This window comes from Ulvibacterium marinum (genome assembly GCF_003626755.1).
Taxonomy (GTDB): Bacteria; Bacteroidota; Bacteroidia; order Flavobacteriales; family Flavobacteriaceae; genus Ulvibacterium; species Ulvibacterium marinum.
The window spans coordinates 577,262-597,210 of the sequence record NZ_RBCJ01000002.1; the positions used below are offsets into that span (position 1 = coordinate 577,262).

The 19,949-nt window shown below is 43.3% G+C and carries 24 protein-coding genes; 6 read left to right on the forward strand and 18 right to left on the reverse strand.

The window, feature by feature from the left end; all coding sequences use genetic code 11:
- Positions 1 to 55: 55 nt before the first annotated feature.
- Positions 56 to 676, reverse strand: coding sequence for a JAB domain-containing protein (locus D7Z94_RS09735; protein ID WP_120711369.1), 621 nt, complete (start codon positions 674 to 676; stop codon positions 56 to 58).
- 278 nt (positions 677 to 954) lie between these two features.
- Here D7Z94_RS09735 and D7Z94_RS25535 point away from each other — a divergent pair, with 278 nt between their 5' ends.
- Positions 955 to 1,149, forward strand: a complete 195-nt coding sequence (locus D7Z94_RS25535) for a hypothetical protein (protein WP_147415868.1) — start codon at positions 955 to 957, stop codon at positions 1,147 to 1,149.
- A gap of 927 nt (positions 1,150 to 2,076) precedes the next feature.
- The gene (locus D7Z94_RS09745) at positions 2,077 to 2,520 is read left to right on the forward strand and encodes a hypothetical protein (RefSeq protein ID WP_120711371.1); all 444 of its coding nucleotides are present in this window, start codon (positions 2,077 to 2,079) and stop codon (positions 2,518 to 2,520) included.
- Between the two features lie 82 nt (positions 2,521 to 2,602).
- On the opposite strand, the gene D7Z94_RS09750 is transcribed toward D7Z94_RS09745, so the two are convergent.
- Entirely contained in the window at positions 2,603 to 2,947 is a 345-nt protein-coding gene (locus D7Z94_RS09750; RefSeq protein WP_120711372.1) for a hypothetical protein, read from the reverse strand.
- Positions 2,948 to 3,140: 193 nt separating this feature from the next.
- Here D7Z94_RS09750 and hpf point away from each other — a divergent pair, with 193 nt between their 5' ends.
- Entirely contained in the window at positions 3,141 to 3,443 is a 303-nt protein-coding gene (gene hpf / locus D7Z94_RS09755; protein ID WP_120711373.1) for a ribosome hibernation-promoting factor, HPF/YfiA family, read from the forward strand.
- 23 nt (positions 3,444 to 3,466) lie between these two features.
- Here the strand turns inward: hpf and D7Z94_RS09760 are convergent, their stop codons facing one another.
- The gene (locus tag D7Z94_RS09760; RefSeq protein ID WP_120711374.1) at positions 3,467 to 3,805 is read right to left on the reverse strand and encodes a hypothetical protein; all 339 of its coding nucleotides are present in this window, start codon (positions 3,803 to 3,805) and stop codon (positions 3,467 to 3,469) included.
- A gap of 153 nt (positions 3,806 to 3,958) precedes the next feature.
- Here D7Z94_RS09760 and D7Z94_RS09765 point away from each other — a divergent pair, with 153 nt between their 5' ends.
- Positions 3,959 to 4,468, forward strand: coding sequence for a YceI family protein (locus tag D7Z94_RS09765; protein ID WP_120711375.1), 510 nt, complete (start codon positions 3,959 to 3,961; stop codon positions 4,466 to 4,468).
- A gap of 74 nt (positions 4,469 to 4,542) precedes the next feature.
- Entirely contained in the window at positions 4,543 to 5,499 is a 957-nt protein-coding gene (locus D7Z94_RS09770) for a TerC family protein (RefSeq protein ID WP_120711376.1), read from the forward strand.
- A gap of 7 nt (positions 5,500 to 5,506) precedes the next feature.
- Here D7Z94_RS09770 and D7Z94_RS09775 read toward each other — a convergent pair whose 3' ends face one another.
- From D7Z94_RS09775 to D7Z94_RS09845, 15 genes are all read right to left on the reverse strand, one after another.
- Positions 5,507 to 6,655: a Gfo/Idh/MocA family protein gene (locus tag D7Z94_RS09775; RefSeq protein ID WP_120711377.1), complete on the reverse strand. Its 1,149-nt coding sequence runs from the start codon at positions 6,653 to 6,655 to the stop codon at positions 5,507 to 5,509.
- Between the two features lie 23 nt (positions 6,656 to 6,678).
- Positions 6,679 to 7,446, reverse strand: coding sequence for a deoxyribose-phosphate aldolase (deoC, locus tag D7Z94_RS09780; RefSeq protein ID WP_120711378.1), 768 nt, complete (start codon positions 7,444 to 7,446; stop codon positions 6,679 to 6,681).
- A gap of 14 nt (positions 7,447 to 7,460) precedes the next feature.
- A complete protein-coding gene (locus D7Z94_RS09785) occupies positions 7,461 to 8,177 on the reverse strand; it encodes a GntR family transcriptional regulator (protein WP_120711379.1) in 717 nt (238 codons plus the stop codon).
- Positions 8,177 to 9,094 (reverse strand): sugar phosphate isomerase/epimerase family protein, encoded by a 918-nt coding sequence (locus D7Z94_RS09790; protein ID WP_120711380.1) that lies wholly within the window; start codon positions 9,092 to 9,094, stop codon positions 8,177 to 8,179. The genes D7Z94_RS09785 and D7Z94_RS09790 overlap by 1 nt, the downstream gene beginning before the upstream one ends.
- A gap of 160 nt (positions 9,095 to 9,254) precedes the next feature.
- A complete protein-coding gene (locus D7Z94_RS09795; protein WP_120711381.1) occupies positions 9,255 to 9,683 on the reverse strand; it encodes a hypothetical protein in 429 nt (142 codons plus the stop codon).
- A 1-nt stretch (position 9,684) separates the two neighbouring features.
- A complete protein-coding gene (locus D7Z94_RS09800; protein ID WP_120712008.1) occupies positions 9,685 to 9,936 on the reverse strand; it encodes an acyl carrier protein in 252 nt (83 codons plus the stop codon).
- Positions 9,937 to 9,986: 50 nt separating this feature from the next.
- Positions 9,987 to 11,261 carry a beta-ketoacyl-[acyl-carrier-protein] synthase family protein gene (locus D7Z94_RS09805; RefSeq protein WP_120711382.1) on the reverse strand — a complete coding sequence of 425 codons (1,275 nt, stop codon included), beginning with the start codon at positions 11,259 to 11,261 and terminating at the stop codon, positions 9,987 to 9,989.
- Entirely contained in the window at positions 11,254 to 11,709 is a 456-nt protein-coding gene (locus D7Z94_RS09810; RefSeq protein ID WP_120711383.1) for a 3-hydroxyacyl-ACP dehydratase FabZ family protein, read from the reverse strand. The genes D7Z94_RS09805 and D7Z94_RS09810 overlap by 8 nt, the downstream gene beginning before the upstream one ends.
- 10 nt (positions 11,710 to 11,719) lie before the next feature.
- The gene (locus D7Z94_RS09815) at positions 11,720 to 12,511 is read right to left on the reverse strand and encodes an enoyl-ACP reductase FabI (protein WP_120711384.1); all 792 of its coding nucleotides are present in this window, start codon (positions 12,509 to 12,511) and stop codon (positions 11,720 to 11,722) included.
- A 77-nt stretch (positions 12,512 to 12,588) separates the two neighbouring features.
- Positions 12,589 to 13,644 carry a type III polyketide synthase gene (locus D7Z94_RS09820; RefSeq protein WP_120711385.1) on the reverse strand — a complete coding sequence of 352 codons (1,056 nt, stop codon included), beginning with the start codon at positions 13,642 to 13,644 and terminating at the stop codon, positions 12,589 to 12,591.
- Complete coding sequence (locus tag D7Z94_RS09825) at positions 13,637 to 14,362, reverse strand: methyltransferase domain-containing protein (protein ID WP_245967174.1); 726 nt, start codon at positions 14,360 to 14,362, stop codon at positions 13,637 to 13,639. Before D7Z94_RS09825 ends, D7Z94_RS09820 begins: the two co-directional genes overlap by 8 nt.
- Positions 14,363 to 14,364: 2 nt before the next feature.
- Positions 14,365 to 15,489, reverse strand: a complete 1,125-nt coding sequence (locus D7Z94_RS09830) for an NAD(P)/FAD-dependent oxidoreductase (protein WP_120711387.1) — start codon at positions 15,487 to 15,489, stop codon at positions 14,365 to 14,367.
- Between the two features lie 73 nt (positions 15,490 to 15,562).
- Entirely contained in the window at positions 15,563 to 16,252 is a 690-nt protein-coding gene (locus D7Z94_RS09835; RefSeq protein WP_120711388.1) for an OmpA family protein, read from the reverse strand.
- Between the two features lie 11 nt (positions 16,253 to 16,263).
- Entirely contained in the window at positions 16,264 to 16,749 is a 486-nt protein-coding gene (locus tag D7Z94_RS09840; RefSeq protein ID WP_120711389.1) for a lipocalin family protein, read from the reverse strand.
- Positions 16,750 to 16,890: 141 nt separating this feature from the next.
- Positions 16,891 to 18,867, reverse strand: coding sequence for an alpha-ketoacid dehydrogenase subunit alpha/beta (locus D7Z94_RS09845; RefSeq protein WP_120711390.1), 1,977 nt, complete (start codon positions 18,865 to 18,867; stop codon positions 16,891 to 16,893).
- A gap of 113 nt (positions 18,868 to 18,980) precedes the next feature.
- Between D7Z94_RS09845 and D7Z94_RS09850 the strand changes: the two genes are divergently transcribed.
- Positions 18,981 to 19,931: an isopenicillin N synthase family dioxygenase gene (locus D7Z94_RS09850; protein ID WP_120711391.1), complete on the forward strand. Its 951-nt coding sequence runs from the start codon at positions 18,981 to 18,983 to the stop codon at positions 19,929 to 19,931.
- The last annotated feature ends 18 nt before the right edge of the window (positions 19,932 to 19,949 follow it).

The following is a 19,949-nucleotide window of genomic DNA, read 5'->3' on the forward strand; positions in this document are numbered from 1 at the left end:
AAACAATTCTTCTACTCCGAAAAAGGACTCCAGCGGACAGGCAGGCGAGTGGAGTCTACAACTTTTTAATCGCCGCACTAGTCAATCCAGTAAGCTCTTTGATAGTATCATTATCGTATCCCTTAGCCTTCATTTTCTTAGCAATTTCCAGTTTATTTTGCTTAATAGCCCGCTTTTTCTCGATATCGATTTTCCATTGCTCCAGCTCCTTTTTTTCAGGGCCCATAATCTCAAATAGCCCTGATTTTTTGAGTTTATCAATAAGCTCATTGTCGGCAAAACTAAAATAGTCTGTTTCCGAGATGACAAGGTGGTCAATGACCTCGATATTGATCAATTTGCCCACTTTAAGCATACGGTCGGTAAACGCGTTGTCTCCTTTTGATAAGTCTAAAGAGCCGCTAGGATGGTTATGAACGAGAATCATCTTTACAGCCAGTTTGTAAATGGCCATTCTAAACACATCAGGCGGGTCAGCATTTACACGGTTTACGGCGCCAAGACCTATGAGTTCAATAAAAAGTATTTGGTGTTTGTTATCTAGACCAACGACCCAAAAGTGTTCTTGATTTCTACGAATTTTGTTTTCCCGAAGCAATATCTGCTGCATTATCGCATAGATATCAGTTGAATTGAGCACTTTTATTTTTTGCTCCTTGGTCAGTCTTACGTTCATATTTCAAAGATACGATTTGTTAAGATTCGAGAGGTAAAAAGGCCTAAGAGAACTTTGGCAAAACAATCCTCCTACGTTTTACTTCGGCGGACAGGTAGGGGAGAGGAGCGTTAAGAATTTTAGGGGGCTGGCACTACTTTTTGTTAATCTCTAAAATGTTTCAAAAAGTTCAAAGCGGTCTTAATAGTTAGAATGGATCCTAAAATTTAGCGACCGACCCGTACACCCGCCCGTACCGAAACGGCACGTTCGGGCGGGTTGTTTCCAAAGTTATCTACGTGACAAAAGAAATTACCCAGTGGGTGATTACTTTTGGCGGCGAGATGAAGCGGCTGTCTACAAAAGGCCAACGCGCCGGCTCGCTCCTCCCTAAAAATGTACTTTGGGTACATTTTCTTTACGCTCGGCCGTGTTTCTTTTTTTATCAAGAAAAAAAGAAAAGAAAGAAAAAAGCGTTTGTGAAGTATGTCTAATCCTAAAGATATTTTTGAGAGCAATTGGATTCCAATAATAAATTCAATTTTGTTTTTGTCTTTTTGTTATTTGGCTTATGACAAAACAACTGATTTTATAATAGCTTGTTTAGGGGGTACATTTATAATCTCAATTTTTCTTTCACTACGGGGTAGATTCTACGGTTTTGGAAAGGTTTATGTTCGCTGGGCATCCTTTCCAGTTGTTATTTGCCTGATTTTGGGCTTTCTGTTAGGTACTGGATTAATTTGGTGGATTTTAGGAATGTTCGGAATATTTGGTTACGAACCCAACTAGATTCTATTTGACATAATATCAGAGGTACTCAAAAAGAAAAATTCAATCAGAGGAGAGCGTTTATTTATAAAAAACAATCGAGCCTGCCTGTCGGCAGACAGGCGTTTGGCTGTGCGGCAACCCGCCTGAATGAAATGAATCCATTCATTTCGGGCAGGTTTTACCCGCCTTCGGTAAGCTTCGGCGGACAGGCATAACGGCTAATTTATGAGTACAAATACGTGGCAAAATAGATTAGCCAGTGGCTGATTTATTCTTGACGGCGAGACTTTGTGGCAGGCATACGTGCGTAAGCTCAGCGATTGCTTCCAAAGAGCTCATAGTTAATACTCATAATTTGTTTTTACATAATATCTAACGATATGTTCCGCTTAGCCAGCGGAGTCTATATCTGATATTATGCCAAAATAGCCCTTGACGGGCTATCTACAAATTACTGATATGTTTGTTCCATAATTTATATTATGTCAAATAGAATCTTATTTGTATGTACTATTTTAATAATACCCCCTATTATTCGTACACTTTATCGAAAAAAAAGAAACAAAATAAAAACTTATATTCAAATTGCACCACATATGGTAAATGCCATGAAAAAGAACATTTAAGAATTAACTAAAACGTAACGAATGAAAAAAGCCCCTTTTCTAGTAATCGCGGTGGTATTTGCCTTGATTACCAGCTGCAAAAAAGATGATGTTTCCAGCGTAATCCTTCAAAGTACGGAGTATAGATTACAGGCCGTTGGACCTAATGGGATTACCGGAACAGTAACTTTTACCGAAGATAGTGACGGCAAAACGGAAGTCTTGGTGGAATTGGACGACGGTTCTTCCGTGGCCGTACACCCCGCCTATATCCGGTTCAATACTGCCGAAGAAGGTGGAGCCATCGCCTTAACGCTAAATCCTTGTGAGTGTAAAGTGAGTACAACTACCGTTTCAAAACTCGATGTAGGAACTTCAATTTCCTATGAGGGCCTATTGCAATTGGACGGACATGTTAGCATCCACAACACTCCAGAGGACTATACGGTAATTTCCGCAGCCAATATCGGTGTAAACGCCAATTAGGAAACTAAAAAAGCCTAAACAAGAAAACCTGATTGTTCATTTCAATCAGGTTTTTTATTGTCTTCCAATTAACTGGTTTACCTCAATAACTCCGCAATCCCTGCATATACTCTTCTACGCCACGCTGCAATTCATTAAATGCTATAAACTGTTGCCGTACACGATCTACAAAATCAACAGTATGCTTTTTTCGTTGTCTTACGGACAATATAATTTCCCTATTGGTATTGCTTAAGGTGTCCAAGCCGTTTTTTAAGGCTTCCATGCGTTCAAACAAACTATAGGTTTTGGGCTCGCAGATATAGGAGTTCAATTTGTTCCGCAACTGTCCCACATCTTGTTGACTACGTTCCAATTTTAAGACCAAGGTATTCTTTTCAAGGGGGTCTTGGCTCCGTGTTCTGTAGTCGTCTTTGAGGGATTTCATAGGATAGGGATTTAGGGGATTATAGCCAATATCGCACAGCTTATTTAAAGTTAGAAAAAAATCATATCCCTAATTGACCGAGAATCAGACTTTAACGTTTTTTTAGAATAAACTTTAAGTTTAGTTTAAATAGCCTCCATTTGATTTTCATTTTGCTTCTCTTTATCTTTCCACTGAACCTAAATTGTATTTCATGAACATCCATTTTGAGTATCATGATGTCCAGGCCAGTCCCCGACTGGAAGAACTGGCATCCAAAAAACTAAATAAATTATTGGACAAATACGATTTCATCGTTCGTGCCGATGTCTTTTTTAAGACCGAAAACACTTCGGAGCCGGATACTGGTAAAATCTGTAATATTCGTCTAAGTGCCCCTGGTCCCCGACTTTTTGCCGAAGCAAGCCATGCTTCCTTTGAAGCTTCCATCTCAGAATCCGTGGACGACCTACAGCGCCAACTACGGAAACGAAAGGAAAAAATGAAATCGCGTTAAATAGTTCTACAGAGAGATATGCCTTAATCCTCTACGCCATCCATAAACTCAATAGTAGACAAGGTCTTGGACAGTCGGTGGGAAAAAGGATTGTTACGAAGGTCCTTTTGCAATGCCCTACGTCTTCGCTCAGAAATATCCAAGGAGTCCAGAATTACCATTTTTCGGCGCATTTCGGCAATTCGCAGTTGTTTGAGTGCCAATCGTTCCTCTACCGATTTGATAAGTTGAGGTTCAAAACGTTCCATATAGGTCCGTTCGATTATGGCAGATTCTTCCTTTTCCGAATTTTGGGCTTTAGTAGTTTGCACACCGAAAAACAAGATGGCCAGCCCAAGGGTGCAATTCGCTAATTCTTTCATTCAAAATCAAATACTGTTCCACCTTTAAAATACAATCTTTTTGGGACACTATATGAATTTTGGCCCTTGTCCGGCGCTATATCGATTTTTGCCTTCTGTTTATCGACTCAAATTATTGGTTAACTTTGGCACACTTCATGAACTGTTGATCGTATGAAATCCAGATGGATTGTTTTTTTGGTATTGGCACTTTTACAGTCCACCCTTGTCCTTGCGCAAAATGGAATTTCCAGTGCGGAAATTACCTTTACTTTTGTTTCCAAGGACGTGGACGGGAGTATTTCTGGCTTTAGCTCCTCCTCTGCTATTGACCTGGATAACCTATCCACTTCAGAATTCAAGGGCACCGTAAGTGTGGAGACTCTAAAGACCGGGAACTTTCTTCGGGATTGGTCCTTAAAGGGCAAAAAATATTTCAATGCGGACGACTATCCGGAAATAAGCTTTGCAAGCACCTCCGTAACCAACACGGATACGGGTTTTAAGGTCACCGGCGACCTGACCCTAAAAGGAAAAAGTAAATCGATTAGCATAGATTTCACCCGAAAGGCCAATCAAATAATAGGCACCACTACCCTATTTTCCTCGGACTTCGGAATCGATATCAAAAAGGAAAGAAAGGATAATGAAGTAATCGTGAATTTCCTTTTGACGCTCCAATAAATAGTTCAAAATCTTTCATCGACCCCTTGTCATCAAAAAAATGGATGGTTAACTTGGCACCTTAAAAATTGGCTATGTGGATATGGGTACTATTTATTGCTTTGGTCATAGTGTTCCTGGCCCTGGACCTTGGGGTGTTCCATAGAAACGAGCATGTAATACGTAGCAAGGAAGCGGGAATGTGGACCGCACTTTGGGTATCCATAGCATTGGGCTTTAGCGGGGTCATTTATTGGTTGTTCTCCAGTGGGTTGGTGGAAAACCCTACGGGATTAACACCTAATACCGCTGTTCTTAAGTATGTTACGGGTTATCTCATAGAGCTTTCCCTAAGTATTGATAACGTATTTGTCATAGCCGTAATCTTCGCTGCATTTAACATTCCCCCGCTCTACCAGCACCGTGTCCTTTTTTGGGGTATTTTGGGTGCCATTGTTTTTAGGGGATTGATGATCGTTTTTGGGGTGGCCTTGATCAATAAATTTGATTGGATAATCTATGTATTTGGGGCATTTCTGCTCTACACGGCATTTAAGATGCTAAAATCCAATGATTCGGAATTCGATCCGCAAAAATCCTTCATGTTTCGGCAGCTTAAAAAGCTTTACCCCATAACCACGACCCTTAATGGGCATGACTTTTTTGTAAAACGCATGGGGGTCACGGCCGCCACTCCCCTATTTGTGGCCTTGGTCATCATTGAGGTGACCGATGTCCTTTTTGCCTTGGATAGCATTCCCGCTATTTTGGCCATTACCGCGGATCCTTTCATTGTCTTCAGCTCCAATATCCTGGCCATTTTAGGCCTACGTTCCATGTATTTTCTAATATCCCGGATGCTGCAAAAGTTTCGCTTTATAAATTATAGCCTAGTGGTCATCCTAGCTTTTGTAGGTCTTAAAATGCTTTTCGCCCATCAGATCGAACTGCCGGAATGGGTATCCCTCACCGTGATATCGGTCTCCCTCGTTGCAGGAATTATAGCTTCCTTGGCCATACCGGAAAAAAAGAAAGGGACCGAAAGCGTATAGCCCGATTTTAGGGAACTGTTATCCAGGCTTGTTGCTTGTTACTTGCAATAATGGCCTCCGCCAGTACCAATTCCCGTAGTCCATCGCCAAAGTCTGGAAATTTCCATTCAGATTGGGGTATGCCCGTTCGGATGGCGTTGTAGACTTCAGAAAACAATTGCTTGGAAGTATCGGCAAAGCCTTCGTTATGACCTCCGGGAAAGGAGGTAATCTTATTGGCTTCTGCATGGAACAGACTAGGGTCGCGCAACAAAAGTCCATTGGTTTCGTCCCGTTTTCCTATCCAAAGCTCATTGGGTTTTTCGGATTCCCAGGCCAAGCTCAATTTGGCGGCCGAAATCTCCAACGCCACCCTATTCTTTCTACCCGCCGCTACCTGGCTTACGGTTATGGACCCCTTATGGCCATTGTTGAACCGAAGCAGTACATGGGCCGTGTCCTCGGTAGCTATGGGAACATCGGCATAATCCTCAGGCTTCAATAGTTTTCCTGAATAGGTTTCCACGGGAACCAGAGGCTTTTTACGGGTCTTGTGTACCGTGTCAAAATCGGCCATCACTGCGGTAATCTTAAGTCCTGTGATGTATTCCAAAAGGTCCATAAGATGTGAGCCAATATCAGCAATAGCCCGTGACTCTCCCGACTTTTTAGGTTCCAACCTCCAATTATAGTCGGTTTCGTAAAACAGCCAGTCTTGAAGGTATGATCCCAAAACGGTATGAATAGCCCCCAACTCCCCCTTTTCCCGCATCGTTTTCATTTGACGGATCAGCGGATAGTAGCGCACATTAAACTGAACGGCATTCACCCGATGGGTACTTTTTGCCAAGGCCACCAGTTCCTCTGCCTCGGATATTTTCGTGGCCAAAGGCTTTTCGCAGACCACATGTAGGCCTTGTGCCAAAGCTTCCCGGGCCATTTCATAGTGGAGGAAATTTGGGGTGCAAATATGAACGCAGTCCAAACGGTCACTGCTTAAGAAGGCATCATAATCTTGATAGTACCGTTCTATGCCCAATTGTTCCGCCTTGGTTTGAACAGCGTCATTGTGATGATGTACCGAAACGACTTCGAGTCCCGGTATACGACGTAGCGCTTCAATATGTATGGGGCCAATGAATCCCAATCCGGCAACCCCGATTCTAATTTTTTTCATGATACCGTATCAATTCGTTCGTTTCAATAACCACTTGGGGAATCCTCCATGACCACATTTTTGTCCGCTCCGTCCCCAAATCTTTCCTTGGCCTCATGAATAATGGCAACAGTGGCCGTAGCCCCGATGCGGCTTACGCCTAAGGCCTTTACTTTTAAAAGGTCGTCCAAGGTACGCACCCCTCCGGCTGCCTTAACCTGTATTTCCGAATCGGAATGCGAGCGCATCAACTCCAAATCGTCGGGGGTTGCCCCTTTATAATTGTAGCTTCCGTCCGCTCCTTTTACAAAGCCATAACCCGTACTGGTCTTTACGAAGTCTACGCCCAGTTTAGAGCATATTTCGCACAGCCTTATCTTATACTTGGCTTCCGGAAGATGATCGTTCTCAAAAATAACCTTTAGAATTCCCCCGTTTTCATGGGTTGCCCTACAGACGGCCGCGATTTCACGTTCCACGTAATCCCAATCCTCCTGTAAGACCTTTCCAATATTTACCACCATATCTATTTCAACGGCACCATCCTTACAGGCTTGGATGGTCTCGGCCACCTTGATCTCTAGGGTAGAATTCCCATGGGGAAACCCGATTACCGTGCCCACCAGAACGTTGGAGTGCTTTAGAATATCGACCGCCAAGGGAACGGCATACGGTTTTATACATACGGAGGCCACATCGTATTCCAAGGCTATTTTACAGCCTTGTACCATATCGGAATCCGTCATGGTGGGATGCAAGAGGGAATGATCGATCATTTTGGCCAACTCATGAACCTTAACAGGTGATGTCATAAGAAATATGGATTTTAATTGAAAAAATTACTTATCGAATATTTTGTTGTGTTGCAATACAGCGAACTATAGATATGAAAATCGGATGTATTGGTCAGGTATTTTCTGTTGATGTGGAGCACCGGCGTATTGTCAATTAGCTCAAGACGTTTTAGAATAGCCTCGGGGGCATGTATGGCCCTTACATCCTGTAGCACTTTTAAAATTTCAATTTTGTACTCCTGTTGTAGGGTGGCGAACAAGGAACCGTTTTCCATATTTTCAAAGAAATTAGGAACACCCTTTTGTGGAATATAGGTAAACTCCAACATCACGGGGTGCCCTTCTACACTTCTCAAGCGTTCCAGAAAAAAACAGCCTGCCTCTTTTTCCGAAGCGGTGGGTTCATAAAAAAATGGGGAGGGCCAAACTGCGGTCGTTCCCATTTTTAGGTTCTGTGTGGTAGAGGACAAGGGAGTTGATTCCAAGACTTCGGAAAACCCTTTGAACGTTAAAAGTCCCAAGGTCTTCCGGTCATTGACTACCACACTGCCAATACCCATACGTTTTTCGATGAATCCCTCACGAACCAGCTCTTGTAACCCCTGCCGTACCGTGGCCCTGGTAATATTGTACCTAGCACTCAATTCATTTTCAGAGGGCAATAACGAACCTTTTGCAATGGCCCCGGAAAGGATACCTTGCCTAAGGGCAAGATGGAGTTTTTTATAGTGGGGCAGTGTTTTTTCCATTAGGACAAGAATTGACGCAGATAGTTTCTGCTGGTCAAAATTGCGGCCCTGACATCTTCTTCGGAACCTTCAAAGGCCTTGTCCTCTACCTCTATACAAACGGGACCTTTATAACCTACCGTGGTAAGGGCCGAAAAGAAGTCGCGCCAACGCACATCCCCCAGTCCAGGTATCTTGGGCGAGTGGTATTCCAAGGGATAGGCCAATATGCCCACCTTATCCAGCTTGTCCTTGTACACCTTTACATCCTTTAGATGAATATGGAACAACTTGTCCTTAAAATCATAGATGGGCTGTATTTCATCCATTTGCATCCATACCAAATGGGAAGGATCATAATTGAGTCCGAAATGGTCACTAGGAATCATATTGAACATCTTATCCCAAATTGCCGGGGAAATTGCCAAATTCTTGCCTCCGGGCCACTCGTCCTTGGTAAAAAGCATGGGACAGTTTTCAATCCCTATTTTAACACCTTCCTTTTCGGCCAAGGATATAATATCTGGCCAAACCTCCTTAAATTTGTCCAAATTATAGTCCACACTCCTTCCAGGGTCCCTTCCTAGAAATGTATTTACCACAGGTATCCCTAATTTGGGAGCGGCAGAAATCAATTTCTTGATATGTTCAATATAAACGGAAGCATTTTCCGAATTTGGATCCAAAGGGTTGGGATAATACCCCAATCCGGATACATAAATTTCATTTTCTTGCAATATATGCTGAATGGACTCTTTTTGAGTATCCAAGGTGTCCGCATCTATATGGGTTACCCCGGCATAGCGACGTGTATCCTTTCCCCCTTTGGGCCAGCACATGGCTTCAATACATTGAAACCCATTTTCCGAGGCAAAATGGACTACTTCCTTAAAAGGTTTCTCCGCCAGTATGGCACTAACAAATCCTAGGTGAAACATAATGGTGTTTTATCCAAATATAGGAATCCTTACCTGTCTATACAAGTTAAATTTGAAGCACAAATATTTCCATACCGTATTTAAAGTGGAAATTCGGTTTGAAAATGGGATTTTGCCGTGATTTTACTAACTAGATTTCCCTAGGTGAAGTCAAATCGGACTAGTTGGGTTTGAAAACAAGATGGTAGATTTTGCCCACGGCCCAATTGCCCAAAGGAAAATAGAGTCCAAAGAAAAGGGCCATCCCCAAGGAGAAATTACGGATACCAAAAAACTGGTCCAAAATATTGTTGGGATAGGCATATGAGGTCTCCAGGGCATACCCTCCAAACTCCAAAAGACACATAGCTATGAGTCCGTAGGCGTATTGCATATGGAATGGAAGGCCCCGCAATAGAAGGGAAATGGGGACCATGTAGAGGATATACGTGGTTATTACTTGCCACCAATAGGTGAATTTGGCGATTTCCACTTGGGTACCGAACCAGTTCATCCCCAGGCCCCATAAGAAATAGACGATACAATAGATTAGAATCAATCGTCTATCTACTTTAAGTCTGGGTAGGGCCCATTTTAAAAATTCCTTCATCCTACTTTTTTGCAAGTTTGGTCTCAATGATATCCAAAGCATCACCAACGGTCTGCATCTGTTCCATATCCTCGTTTTCCAACATGATATCAAAGGCATCCTCCACATCCAGAACAATATCCACCAAATGGGCGGAATTGATATTGAGCTCGTTTGTAAAATGACTTTCTTTTGATATATCCGTAACGGATACGTCTTCGGGAAGATAAATCTGTATGATATCCCTTAGCTGGTGATAGCGCTCTTCGTTCATCTTTTCATAGCATTTTAGACCCCAGGAATGGCCTGGGAAAAGTTGAGGCATCAGTCGTTAAAAGCCCTAAAAATAACACATGCATTTACATCTCCAAAACCAAAACTGGCCTTCGCGATGATTTTTGGTGAATAGGCCATGGTTTTTACCGGAATTTTGGTCGGGTCTACCCTATTGGAAATCTCGGGGTGCAAATCCTCGCAATTGCTATTGCCAAATACACATTGGTTATGGAATTGCAAAAGGGCACCTACGCATTCTATACTTCCCGCAGCGGCCAGGCAATGCCCAAATAGGCTTTTAAAAGCATTTACGTACGGGAAATCCAACCCTTCACGTTCTAGGGCAAGGCTCCAGTTTTTGATTTCTATAGGATCCTTTACCGTTGCGGTTAGGTGGCCATTGATTACGTCCACTTCATTTTTTTGGATTCCGGCTTGCTCAACAGCCTGTACGATACATCTTTGTACGGCTTCGCTATTGGGGGCGGTCATACTACCACCGGAGCGTTGCCCCCCGCTGTTAACCGATCCTCCCAAAACTTCAGCATATATTCGGGCTCCCCGTGCCTTGGCGCTTTCCAGGGACTCCAATACCAAGGCCCCTGCCCCACTCCCCGGCACAAATCCGGCCGCAGAGGCACTAAGAGGTCTACTGCCTTCGGAAGGCGTATCGTTATACTGTCTGGGTAGGATTCGCATGGCATCAAAACCGCCCCAAACGTAGGGCCCGCTATCGCTACAGCTCCCGGCCAGCATACGTTCTGCCTTTCCAGAGGCAATTCGATCATAGGCCATTATTATGGCTTCGGTTCCCGTTGTACAGGCGGATGAATTGGTGGTTACCTGATTGCCACTACCTATAATACCGGCTAAATAGGCACTTATGCCACTGGCCATGGTCTGCAATACGGCAGTACTTCCCAAACGCCTTACCTTGTTATCGTCCACTAAATGAATGGACTCCCGAAATTTGTCCACGCCCAGGATTCCTGTCCCAAAAATAATTCCGCTTTGCCAGTCGGGTTGGTCCTTGTCTAGAGGTTTCAATCCAGCATCCTTCCATGCATCTGTACCCGCGATCACACCATATACGATTCCGCTTGCGTTGAGACCTCGTAACTGCAATGGGGTAAAATACTTGTCAACAAGATTATCTTTTACTAAGGGTTCCCCGGCGATTTGACAACCAAAATTCAATTCCTTTAGTCGGGGTTGGAAGCGGATACCACTATTTCCGTTCCGTAGGGAGTCTGTAAATGTATCTAGCCCCACTCCGTTAGGCGCACAAACACCAAGACCCGTAATGACGACCCGCCTATTCAATTTCTTGCAGCTTTAACATGCCCGAAATAACTCCTTTACATACCAATTTCCCTGTGCTGTTGTGCATTTTTACCCTACACTTTAGCTTGTTGAAACGAAAATACACTTTCTCAGAGGTGACCGTCACTTTTTCACCTGGAAGTACGGGATGATAAAAATCCATGTCGGAGCTGCTTAGACCTACCGAAATATTAGAATCCTTGTTTTCCGAAATATATGCCTCCAAGAGAAAGATTCCGAGACACACCAGTCCGATCTGTGCGCAGCACTCGGTTAAAATCACCCCGGGGGTAACCGGAAAATCCGTGAAATGGCCCTGGTAAAAATCCAAATCCCGGGAAAACAAATAGTTCCCCACTACCCTATCTTCAGTCACCTCCAAAAGTTCATCCACAAAAAGGAAGGGGGGCGAATAGGGAAGCAATTTTAAAATGTCATTATTTTCCAAAGTCTTTCGTTTATCTCAGGCTTTCACCCCCATCTACTTTTATCACTGTACCCGTAATCCACTTGGCTTCTTCGGTCGTCAATAGATATACCGCATTGGCCACGTCCTCAGGAGTGGTCAAACGGCCATGCGGATTTCGTTTTACGGCGCTATCCCTTAACTGCTCATGTCCGGGAATGATTTGAAAGGCCTTGGTCTCCACTACTCCAGCCTGAATACAATTTGCCTTAATGCCCATGGGCGCAAACTCCAACGCCATATTCCGAGTGAGGGCCTCCAGGGTCACTTTTGCAGCAGACACAGCCCCATACCCTTTCCATGCCTTGGTATTTCCTTCACTGGTAAAGGAAATGATCCGTGTATCGTTTGCTAACAATTCCTGGTCCATCAAATTCTTGGTCCAATCATAGAGGCTCAAGGCCATGGCATTTAGGGTAAGCTGAAAATCTTGTTGGTTTAAGGTACTTTCCGCTTCCCCATACATGGGCTTAAGGCTTCCCTTAGCAATACTATGGACCAAGACCTTTACCTTTTGCTCTCTTCCTAAATGGGTTTTTACTTTTTGAACGACTTCCTTTCTTTTCTCAGAATTTGCAACATCCATGTTATAGCTCAGTAATTGAACACCCTGCGCAGCAATTTCCTGGAACTGCGATTCGATCAGTGCCAAATCAGCCCTTCTATCCCGATGCACTATTAAGAGGTTAAAACCATGGAATGCCAGTTTTTTTGCGGTAGCCAGCCCTAGCCCACTGCTACCTCCCAATACCAAGGCCCATTCCTTATTTTTAATCTTGTCCATATTATACTGCAAACAATCGTGTTTAATTTATTGTTTTCGCTTCTGTTTTTTCATTGGAAATCCAAAGCCAATACTTCTTACCACTCCAACAACACGCGTTGCGCCGAAAATCCAGGGCCAAAGCTTAACAACAACCCTTGTTGCCCTTGTTGTATCTCCCTTTCCAAAAACCGTTCTAAAACGTAAAGAACGGTAGCACTGCTCATATTACCATATTTTCGAAGAACTTCTCGGGTATCATCAATATTTTTGCCCAATTGCCCAAAAAGTTCCTCAACCGTCTGCACGATTTTTCGCCCTCCAGGATGAAAAATCAAATGGTCTACACTCTCAATGGATGTTCCATGCTTCTCCAAAAAAGGGTGGATTATTCTTGGGAAATGATCGGCTATGGTCTCCGGAACCGATGGATCCAAAATCATTTTCAGTCCTGTATTGGTCAAATCAAATCCCATGAGATGTGTGGCCTCCTTAAAATGATACATTCCTTCCCCAAGAATCTTGGGACCGGGAGCATTCTCCTCCGAAGACAACAGTACACAGGCAGCTCCATCTCCAAAAATGGCCGCGCTCACCATGTTGGCCATGGAAAAGTCATTTAGTTGAAAGGTGGCCGTAGGACTTTCCACAGCTATGAGCGCCAACCGTTTTCCCGGATTGGATTTCAAAAAATTATGGGCATATATTAGTCCGGAAATTCCCGCGGCACATCCCATTTCCGTAACCGGCAGCCTTACGATTTCCTGTTTGAGTCCCATATCGTTGACCAGATAAGCGTCCAAGGAGGGAATCATGATTCCCGTACAACTTACCGTTATGATATAATCCAGAGATTCCGGTTGCCAACCACTTTGTTTTAAGGCCTTCTGTAAAACCGATTTCCCCAATTTCTTGACTTCCCGAACATATATCGCGTTTTTTTCTTCAAAAGAGGTGGCCGTAAACACTTCTTCAATATCCATGATTCCATACCGTCTTTCCACCCCGGCCCCTTCAAAGATTTTGATGACCTTCCTACGAAATCGTTCCTCTTGACCACTCAACCAGAAATCGACAAAAGGAAGAATATCCTTGGTATCCCTGCAATATGGTGGCAATACCTTGGTGGTGGAAACTATTCGTACCTCATTCATATGTTCGGGTTAGTCGGTTCATTTTAATGATCCATACATATCTAAAGGCCCATTGCCATGTAATAGCGTGTTCCGCCCCTAAAATTTCCTTGGAAAATCGTATCAATTCAGCTTTGGTAAATCCGCGCGCTATAGAAACCAATCCGTCATTTTTGGCGATTTGGGTATGTATAAAAATAAGGCTAAACACCTTAAAAAGTGAATAGGCCCATGAACTTCTTTGTAAGTCGTTGATAACAATACCGATATGGGCCAATTTGCCGAACCGTTGTAGAATGGACGGAATCTGTTCGTCATAAAAATGGTGTAATGTTAAGGTAGTTATCAGTATATCACATTCCAGTCCTTGAGTGTCCGAATCCATGATATCTCTCTTCAGATAATTGATTTCAGGAAAATCCACCGAGGCTTTGTTCGCAATTTGCAAGGCCTTCTCGTTTAAGTCGATTCCTATACACTTCACTTTTTTATGGATACGCCTAAAAAAAAGAACCACCTCCCTTAGCATGGCCCCATCACCACAACCCATATCCAATACCGTATAACTATTCCTTGGATTTTGGGAGATTAATTGGGATAATGCCGTAATTGTACCCTTGTTTCCTCCTAAAATCCGGTTGGCACGGTTGATATCCCGTAAGACATTTTCCAATGTTTGTTTAGACACGTCGGGATTGTCCATTAGTTCCAACTCCCTACTCCTTTTTGAAAAATCCATGTTCATACGATGGGCTTGCCATGGGTTTGTTTGATCAAATTCCGTAGTAAAAAGGGAGATCGGGTGGCCAAGCTTAAGGCAATGGAGGATAATTCCCTATGAAGAAGCAGCGATTGAAGTTGTCTGCCCATCCATAAACGATACCCAAAATTCTTCTTCCATAATACGGTATATTTCTTCTCCATTTGGCCCCGATCAAAGTTGGGGTCAGTTAAATAATGATGTATTTGTTCCGAGGCCAATTTGGCGGAATGGATGGCCATGGCCATACCATTGCCACAAAGCGGATGTATGAGCCCCGCAGTATCCCCGCACATGATTACATGCTCCTTTACGGTCTCCTTCTTTTCGAACGAAACCTGGGCGATGGCCAACGGCTCCTTGAACAAGGGTTCTGCGCTTTCCAAGAAAGTCCCTAAAAAGGGATTCCTGGCTACGACGTTTTCGTTGAACTTATGAACATCGTTTTCTTTTCCAAAACTGTTGTAGGATACCAAATAGCAAAAATTTACAGCCCCTGTTTCCGTTTTGGAAAGTCCGCCATATCCTCCTTCAAAAGCATGGAGTGCTACCAAGTTGTCCGAGAAATCCTTGTATGTGTAGTGAGCTTTTATACCTAACCAGCGGGATTTTTTCCAAAAGAAAGGTCTATTCAGTTGTTTATCCAGATTACTGCGTTTCCCAAAGGCGCCAATGACCATTTTAGCAGAAAAAACAGTGCCGGATGTCATCCGCACCTCAAACAAATCATCGGCAAATTGTATCGCTGTTACACTTTCAAAAACAAAGGGAACATTCCTTTGCGAGGCCGATTCATAAAGCAAGTTATCCAAGGCATATCGGCTGATTCCCCTTCCTCCCAGAGGAAGCTTGGCCTTTATGGATTTTCCGGATACCGTACTTAATTGCATGATGTCTATGGAAACGGTGTTGGCGGCATCCAGAAAAATTCCAAGTTTTCTTAAATAGGGAACTACTTCGGCCGAAACATATTCCCCACAGACCTTATGGTGTGGATATTGCTGTTTTTCGCAAACCACTACCCTATGTCCATACTGTTTTAAATGCAGGGACGCCGTAAGGCCCGCTAATCCACCCCCAACGATGATCACATCAAAATGCTCCACTAAGGAAAGATAGGCATTTCAAAAAAAATCCCGACCGTCTGGTCGGGATTTACTTTGAAAAATGAAAGTCTTCTTAATTTTTCGCTTGAACCTTCGCTTCCTGCTTCAATTCGTCACTTGCCATAATGGCCAGTTCTACCCTTCTGTTCTTCGCTTTTCCCTCCGAAGTGGAATTATCAGCAACAGGTTGGTTCTCCCCATACCATTTTGTAGTAAACCTTCCACTACTTAGGCCTGTGGAAACAAGATAATTGGAAACCGATTCGGCACGTTGTTGGGACAATTTCATATTGTAATCGTCAGGACCCGCACTATCCGTATGTCCCTCGATCAAAATAATGGATTTAGGATATTCTTTGAAGATTCCCGCCAGCTTATTCAAGGTCTCGGCCGAAGTACCTTTAACATTGGATTTGTTGGTATCAAAATACACTCCTTGCCCCTCATTAAAGGTTACATTGATCCCTTCTCCAACACGGGTAACCTCAGCTCCGGGAATTTCCTCTTCAATACGTTCTGCCTGTCGATCCATACGGTCCCCGATGTAACCACCGGCTACACCACCGATAGCCGCACCGATTATGGCACCGAGTACGGTATTGCCCTTGCCTACATTGTTCCCGATAACACCACCTATTACCGCACCGCCACTGGCTCCTATAACCGCTCCTTTTTGCTTGTTATTGGCATTTTGTATCGTTTTACAACTGATGACCAAAGTAAGGGCCATCATTACATATACACTCTTTCTTATAGCTTTCATTTCTTTGTGTTTTATTGTTTTTTGGTGAAGTCATAAACTATGGTAACGGATTCTCCGTCCACGGAAACGTTAGACTTTAGGGTCATCTTTTGTTCGGACAGTGCGGCAATATTCAACCGATAGCCTACTCCCCCGTCAATATCCTTATTTTTTTCATTAATAAATTTAAACTGCAATTGGCTTGTATAATTTTCCGGACGTTCAACAACGGACCAGCGGATGTACCTATCCCCTCCATTGCAAAGGGTAGATGGACTAATGGTATAACGTCCGGTGCTATTATTGTCTCTAAAGAACCATTCGCTGTCTTCAAAACAAATATCCTCGGCATCATTAAAAATAACCGATTTGAAGTTCCCAGTATTGTTCTCATAGGAAACATTGTCCAAATTCCAAGTACCGCTCAACAAATTTCTTTGACCTCTTGCCGATTTTGAAACCGAACAGGATACGGAAACCAGAGCAATAACCATAAGCACTAAAAAAGCTTTTTTCATTGGTGTTAAATTTTTTGGTTTTCCTATATACGGGCAAAGGTAATTTTTGGCCTTTCCTTTTCTTAAAATATTTTGTTAAACGTCTTAAAATGAATTTTGGACAAAGAATCATCTGGTCCCGTATGCCCTATTTAACCAAAGTCAATAGGCCAATAGGTCCTGCAATTCCTTAGTAAAACGTTTTTTGGGAAGGTAATTGTCTTCCAACCTTTTTGCGAATGGGATAGGTGTCTCTAGACTGGCCACCCGTTTAATGGGGCCATCCAAGTACTCGAAGCAATTTTCCATGACCAACGCGGATATATCACTTGCTATTCCTCCGAATAAACTATCTTCCTGAAGAATAAGAAGCTTCCCTGTTTTTTTTACGGAATCGTAAACCGTTTCTATATCCAAAGGGGCCAATGTGCGTAAATCGATAAGGTCGGCCTCAATTTCAGGATTGCTTTCCAATACCTCCAAGGCCCAATGAACCCCTGCCCCATAGCTCACTATGGTTATTTCCTCTCCATTTTTCAGTATACTGGCCTTTCCGAAGGGCAAGGTATAATAATCGGATGGTACGTCTTGGTAGACACTTCGGTATAGCCCCTTGTGTTCAAAGAACAAAACAGGATTAGGGTCGTTGATCGCCGTTGCCAAAAGACCTTTGGCATCATAGGGAAAAGCCGGATACGCCACTTTTAACCCCGGGGTTTTGGTAAACCAAGCCTCATTGGTCTGGGAATGGAACGGCCCTGCACCTACCCCGCCGCCACAAGGCATGCGAATAACCACATCCGCCTTTTCGCCCCAACGATAATGTGATTTGGCCAAATAATTTACAATAGGGTTAAAACCACTACTGGCAAAATCCGCAAACTGCATTTCCATAATGGCTTTCATCCCATTAATGGATAAGCCCATAGCGGTCCCAACAATACCAGACTCACAAATTGGCGTGTTACGTACCCGCTCTTTGCCAAATGCCTCCAGAAAGCCTTTGGTTATCTTAAAAACGCCTCCGTATTCCGCGATATCCTGACCCATAATGACCAGGTTGTCATGTTTTTCCATGGACTGTTTCAGCCCTTCGGAAATGGCATCTACCAATCGGATGTTTTTTAGTTCTCCTTTAGGATTAACTTCTTTATAATCAAAACTTTTAAAAACATCATTTAATTCATTAGTTTCAGTTGAATCAATAGCTTCCTCTGCAAAGGCCTTTTTTAAGTTTTCCTCAATCTCATGAATAATTACCTTCTTAATGGTTACTTCCTCCTCCTCGGAAAGAATGTTTTGGTTGCGCAAATATTCGGTATAGTTTTCCAAGGGATCTTTGGCCGCCCAGTGATCCATTAAGGCCTGTGGGACATATTTGGTTCCACTGGCCTCTTCGTGGCCACGCATCCGAAAGGTTTCGAATTCCAACAAGATAGGCTGTGGATTCTTCCGAATGCGCTTACAAAGGGAATCCACCATGTTATAAACTTCCAAAATGTTGTTCCCGTCAATCGTATGGGATTCCATACCATATCCAATTCCTTTATCCCTTAGCTTTTTACAATTGTACTGTTCATTGGTAGGCGTTGATAGGCCATAACCGTTATTCTCTATGCAAAAAAGTACCGGTAAGTTCCAGACCGAAGCTATATTCAGGGCTTCATGAAAATCCCCCTCACTGGTACCTCCCTCTCCTGAGAATACCGCCGTAACCTTATTTTCCTTTTTAAGACGATGGGCCAAGGCAATCCCATCGGCAACGCCAAGCTGAGGGCCCAAATGGGAAATCATCCCCACAATTTTATAGGCCTGTGTTCCAAAATGAAAGCTACGGTCCCTACCCTTTGTAAATCCACTGGCCTTACCTTGCCATTGGGCAAAAAGCCTATGCAAGGGAATATCCCGTGTAGTAAAAACACCCAAATTACGGTGCATGGGAAGTATATATTCATCGGGTTGCATAGCACTGGCTACCCCTACGGCTATCGCTTCTTGACCTATACCGCTGAACCATTTGGAAATTTTCCCCTGTCGCAATAGAATCAGCATCTTTTCCTCTATCATCCGGGATTTCTGCATTCGCTCATAGAGGTCGATTTGGGTCTGTACGTCCAATCCCTTGTTTTGGTACTGCATCTACATAATTTAAAACGGGGTAAAAGTAGTAAAAAACCTTCCAATCCTTTAGCTCGTTTCGGGATCGATGCGCCATTATTTATTAACTTTGACCTATCTCTGAACAAAAGATTATGAATACTATTCCCAGTGTAGATTTACAGGAATTTACCTCAGCGCAACCGGATAGGAAGCTAAAATTCACACAAGATATTGGTAATGCCTTTGAACAGATAGGTTTTGTGGCATTGAGCGGCCACTTTTTGTCCGAAGAATTGGTGGAAAATCTGTATGCCGAGATCAAAAAATTCTTCGACCTACCACAACATATAAAGAGTACGTATGAAATTGAAGGACTCGGTGGGCAGCGGGGGTATACTTCTTTTGGAAAAGAACATGCCAAGGGCAGAAAGGAAGGGGATTTAAAGGAATTTTGGCATTTTGGCCAATATGTAGAGAACGACCCCATACTGGAAGCCGAATATCCGGACAATGTTATGGTGAACGAGCTTCCCAGTTTTAATAAGATAGGGAAGGAAACTTTTAAAATGCTCGAGAAAACCGCAAAATACGTTTTGCGTGCCCTGGCCCTACATCTTGATCTTGAGGAAACCTATTTTGATCCGTACATTAGAAATGGAAACTCCATTTTAAGACCCATCCATTATCCTCCAATTACCAAAGCGCCCAAAAATGCGGTACGTGCGGCGGCGCATGGCGACATCAACCTAATTACGCTATTAATGGGTGCCCACGGGAAGGGACTCCAGGTAAAAAACCATAATGGAGAATGGATCGATGCTATTGCCCGCCCTGATCAGCTTATGATAAACGTTGGGGATATGCTGTCCAGACTTACCAATAACAAATTGAGGTCAACGATACACCGGGTGGTCAATCCCCCAAGGGAGTTATGGGGTTCATCACGCTATTCCATTCCTTTTTTCATGCATCCCATTAGCCAAATGCCCTTAAATTGTTTAGAGCACTGTATTGATGACCGTCATCCGAAGCAATTTGAGGATATTACGGCCGGCGAATTTCTGCACGAGCGGTTAATCGATTTGGGATTGATCAAAAAATAGTTTTACAAACCAAAAACA

Bases quoted from the DNA above. Each gene is read 5' to 3' on its own strand.
- D7Z94_RS09735 (WP_120711369.1), bottom strand. From the start codon at position 676: ATGAACGTAAGACTGACCAAGGAGCAAAAAATAAAAGTGCTCAATTCA.
- D7Z94_RS09745 (WP_120711371.1), top strand. From the start codon at position 2,077: ATGAAAAAAGCCCCTTTTCTAGTAATCGCGGTGGTATTTGCCTTGATT.
- D7Z94_RS09750 (WP_120711372.1), bottom strand. From the start codon at position 2,947: ATGAAATCCCTCAAAGACGACTACAGAACACGGAGCCAAGACCCCCTT.
- hpf (WP_120711373.1), top strand. From the start codon at position 3,141: ATGAACATCCATTTTGAGTATCATGATGTCCAGGCCAGTCCCCGACTG.
- D7Z94_RS09760 (WP_120711374.1), bottom strand. From the start codon at position 3,805: ATGAAAGAATTAGCGAATTGCACCCTTGGGCTGGCCATCTTGTTTTTC.
- D7Z94_RS09765 (WP_120711375.1), top strand. From the start codon at position 3,959: ATGAAATCCAGATGGATTGTTTTTTTGGTATTGGCACTTTTACAGTCC.
- D7Z94_RS09770 (WP_120711376.1), top strand. From the start codon at position 4,543: ATGTGGATATGGGTACTATTTATTGCTTTGGTCATAGTGTTCCTGGCC.
- D7Z94_RS09775 (WP_120711377.1), bottom strand. From the start codon at position 6,655: ATGAAAAAAATTAGAATCGGGGTTGCCGGATTGGGATTCATTGGCCCC.
- deoC (WP_120711378.1), bottom strand. From the start codon at position 7,446: ATGACATCACCTGTTAAGGTTCATGAGTTGGCCAAAATGATCGATCAT.
- D7Z94_RS09785 (WP_120711379.1), bottom strand. From the start codon at position 8,177: ATGGAAAAAACACTGCCCCACTATAAAAAACTCCATCTTGCCCTTAGG.
- D7Z94_RS09790 (WP_120711380.1), bottom strand. From the start codon at position 9,094: ATGTTTCACCTAGGATTTGTTAGTGCCATACTGGCGGAGAAACCTTTT.
- D7Z94_RS09795 (WP_120711381.1), bottom strand. From the start codon at position 9,683: ATGAAGGAATTTTTAAAATGGGCCCTACCCAGACTTAAAGTAGATAGA.
- D7Z94_RS09800 (WP_120712008.1), bottom strand. From the start codon at position 9,936: ATGAACGAAGAGCGCTATCACCAGCTAAGGGATATCATACAGATTTAT.
- D7Z94_RS09815 (WP_120711384.1), bottom strand. From the start codon at position 12,511: ATGGACAAGATTAAAAATAAGGAATGGGCCTTGGTATTGGGAGGTAGC.
- D7Z94_RS09820 (WP_120711385.1), bottom strand. From the start codon at position 13,644: ATGAATGAGGTACGAATAGTTTCCACCACCAAGGTATTGCCACCATAT.
- D7Z94_RS09825 (WP_245967174.1), bottom strand. From the start codon at position 14,362: ATGGATTTTTCAAAAAGGAGTAGGGAGTTGGAACTAATGGACAATCCC.
- D7Z94_RS09835 (WP_120711388.1), bottom strand. From the start codon at position 16,252: ATGAAAGCTATAAGAAAGAGTGTATATGTAATGATGGCCCTTACTTTG.
- D7Z94_RS09840 (WP_120711389.1), bottom strand. From the start codon at position 16,749: ATGAAAAAAGCTTTTTTAGTGCTTATGGTTATTGCTCTGGTTTCCGTA.
- D7Z94_RS09845 (WP_120711390.1), bottom strand. From the start codon at position 18,867: ATGCAGTACCAAAACAAGGGATTGGACGTACAGACCCAAATCGACCTC.
- D7Z94_RS09850 (WP_120711391.1), top strand. From the start codon at position 18,981: ATGAATACTATTCCCAGTGTAGATTTACAGGAATTTACCTCAGCGCAA.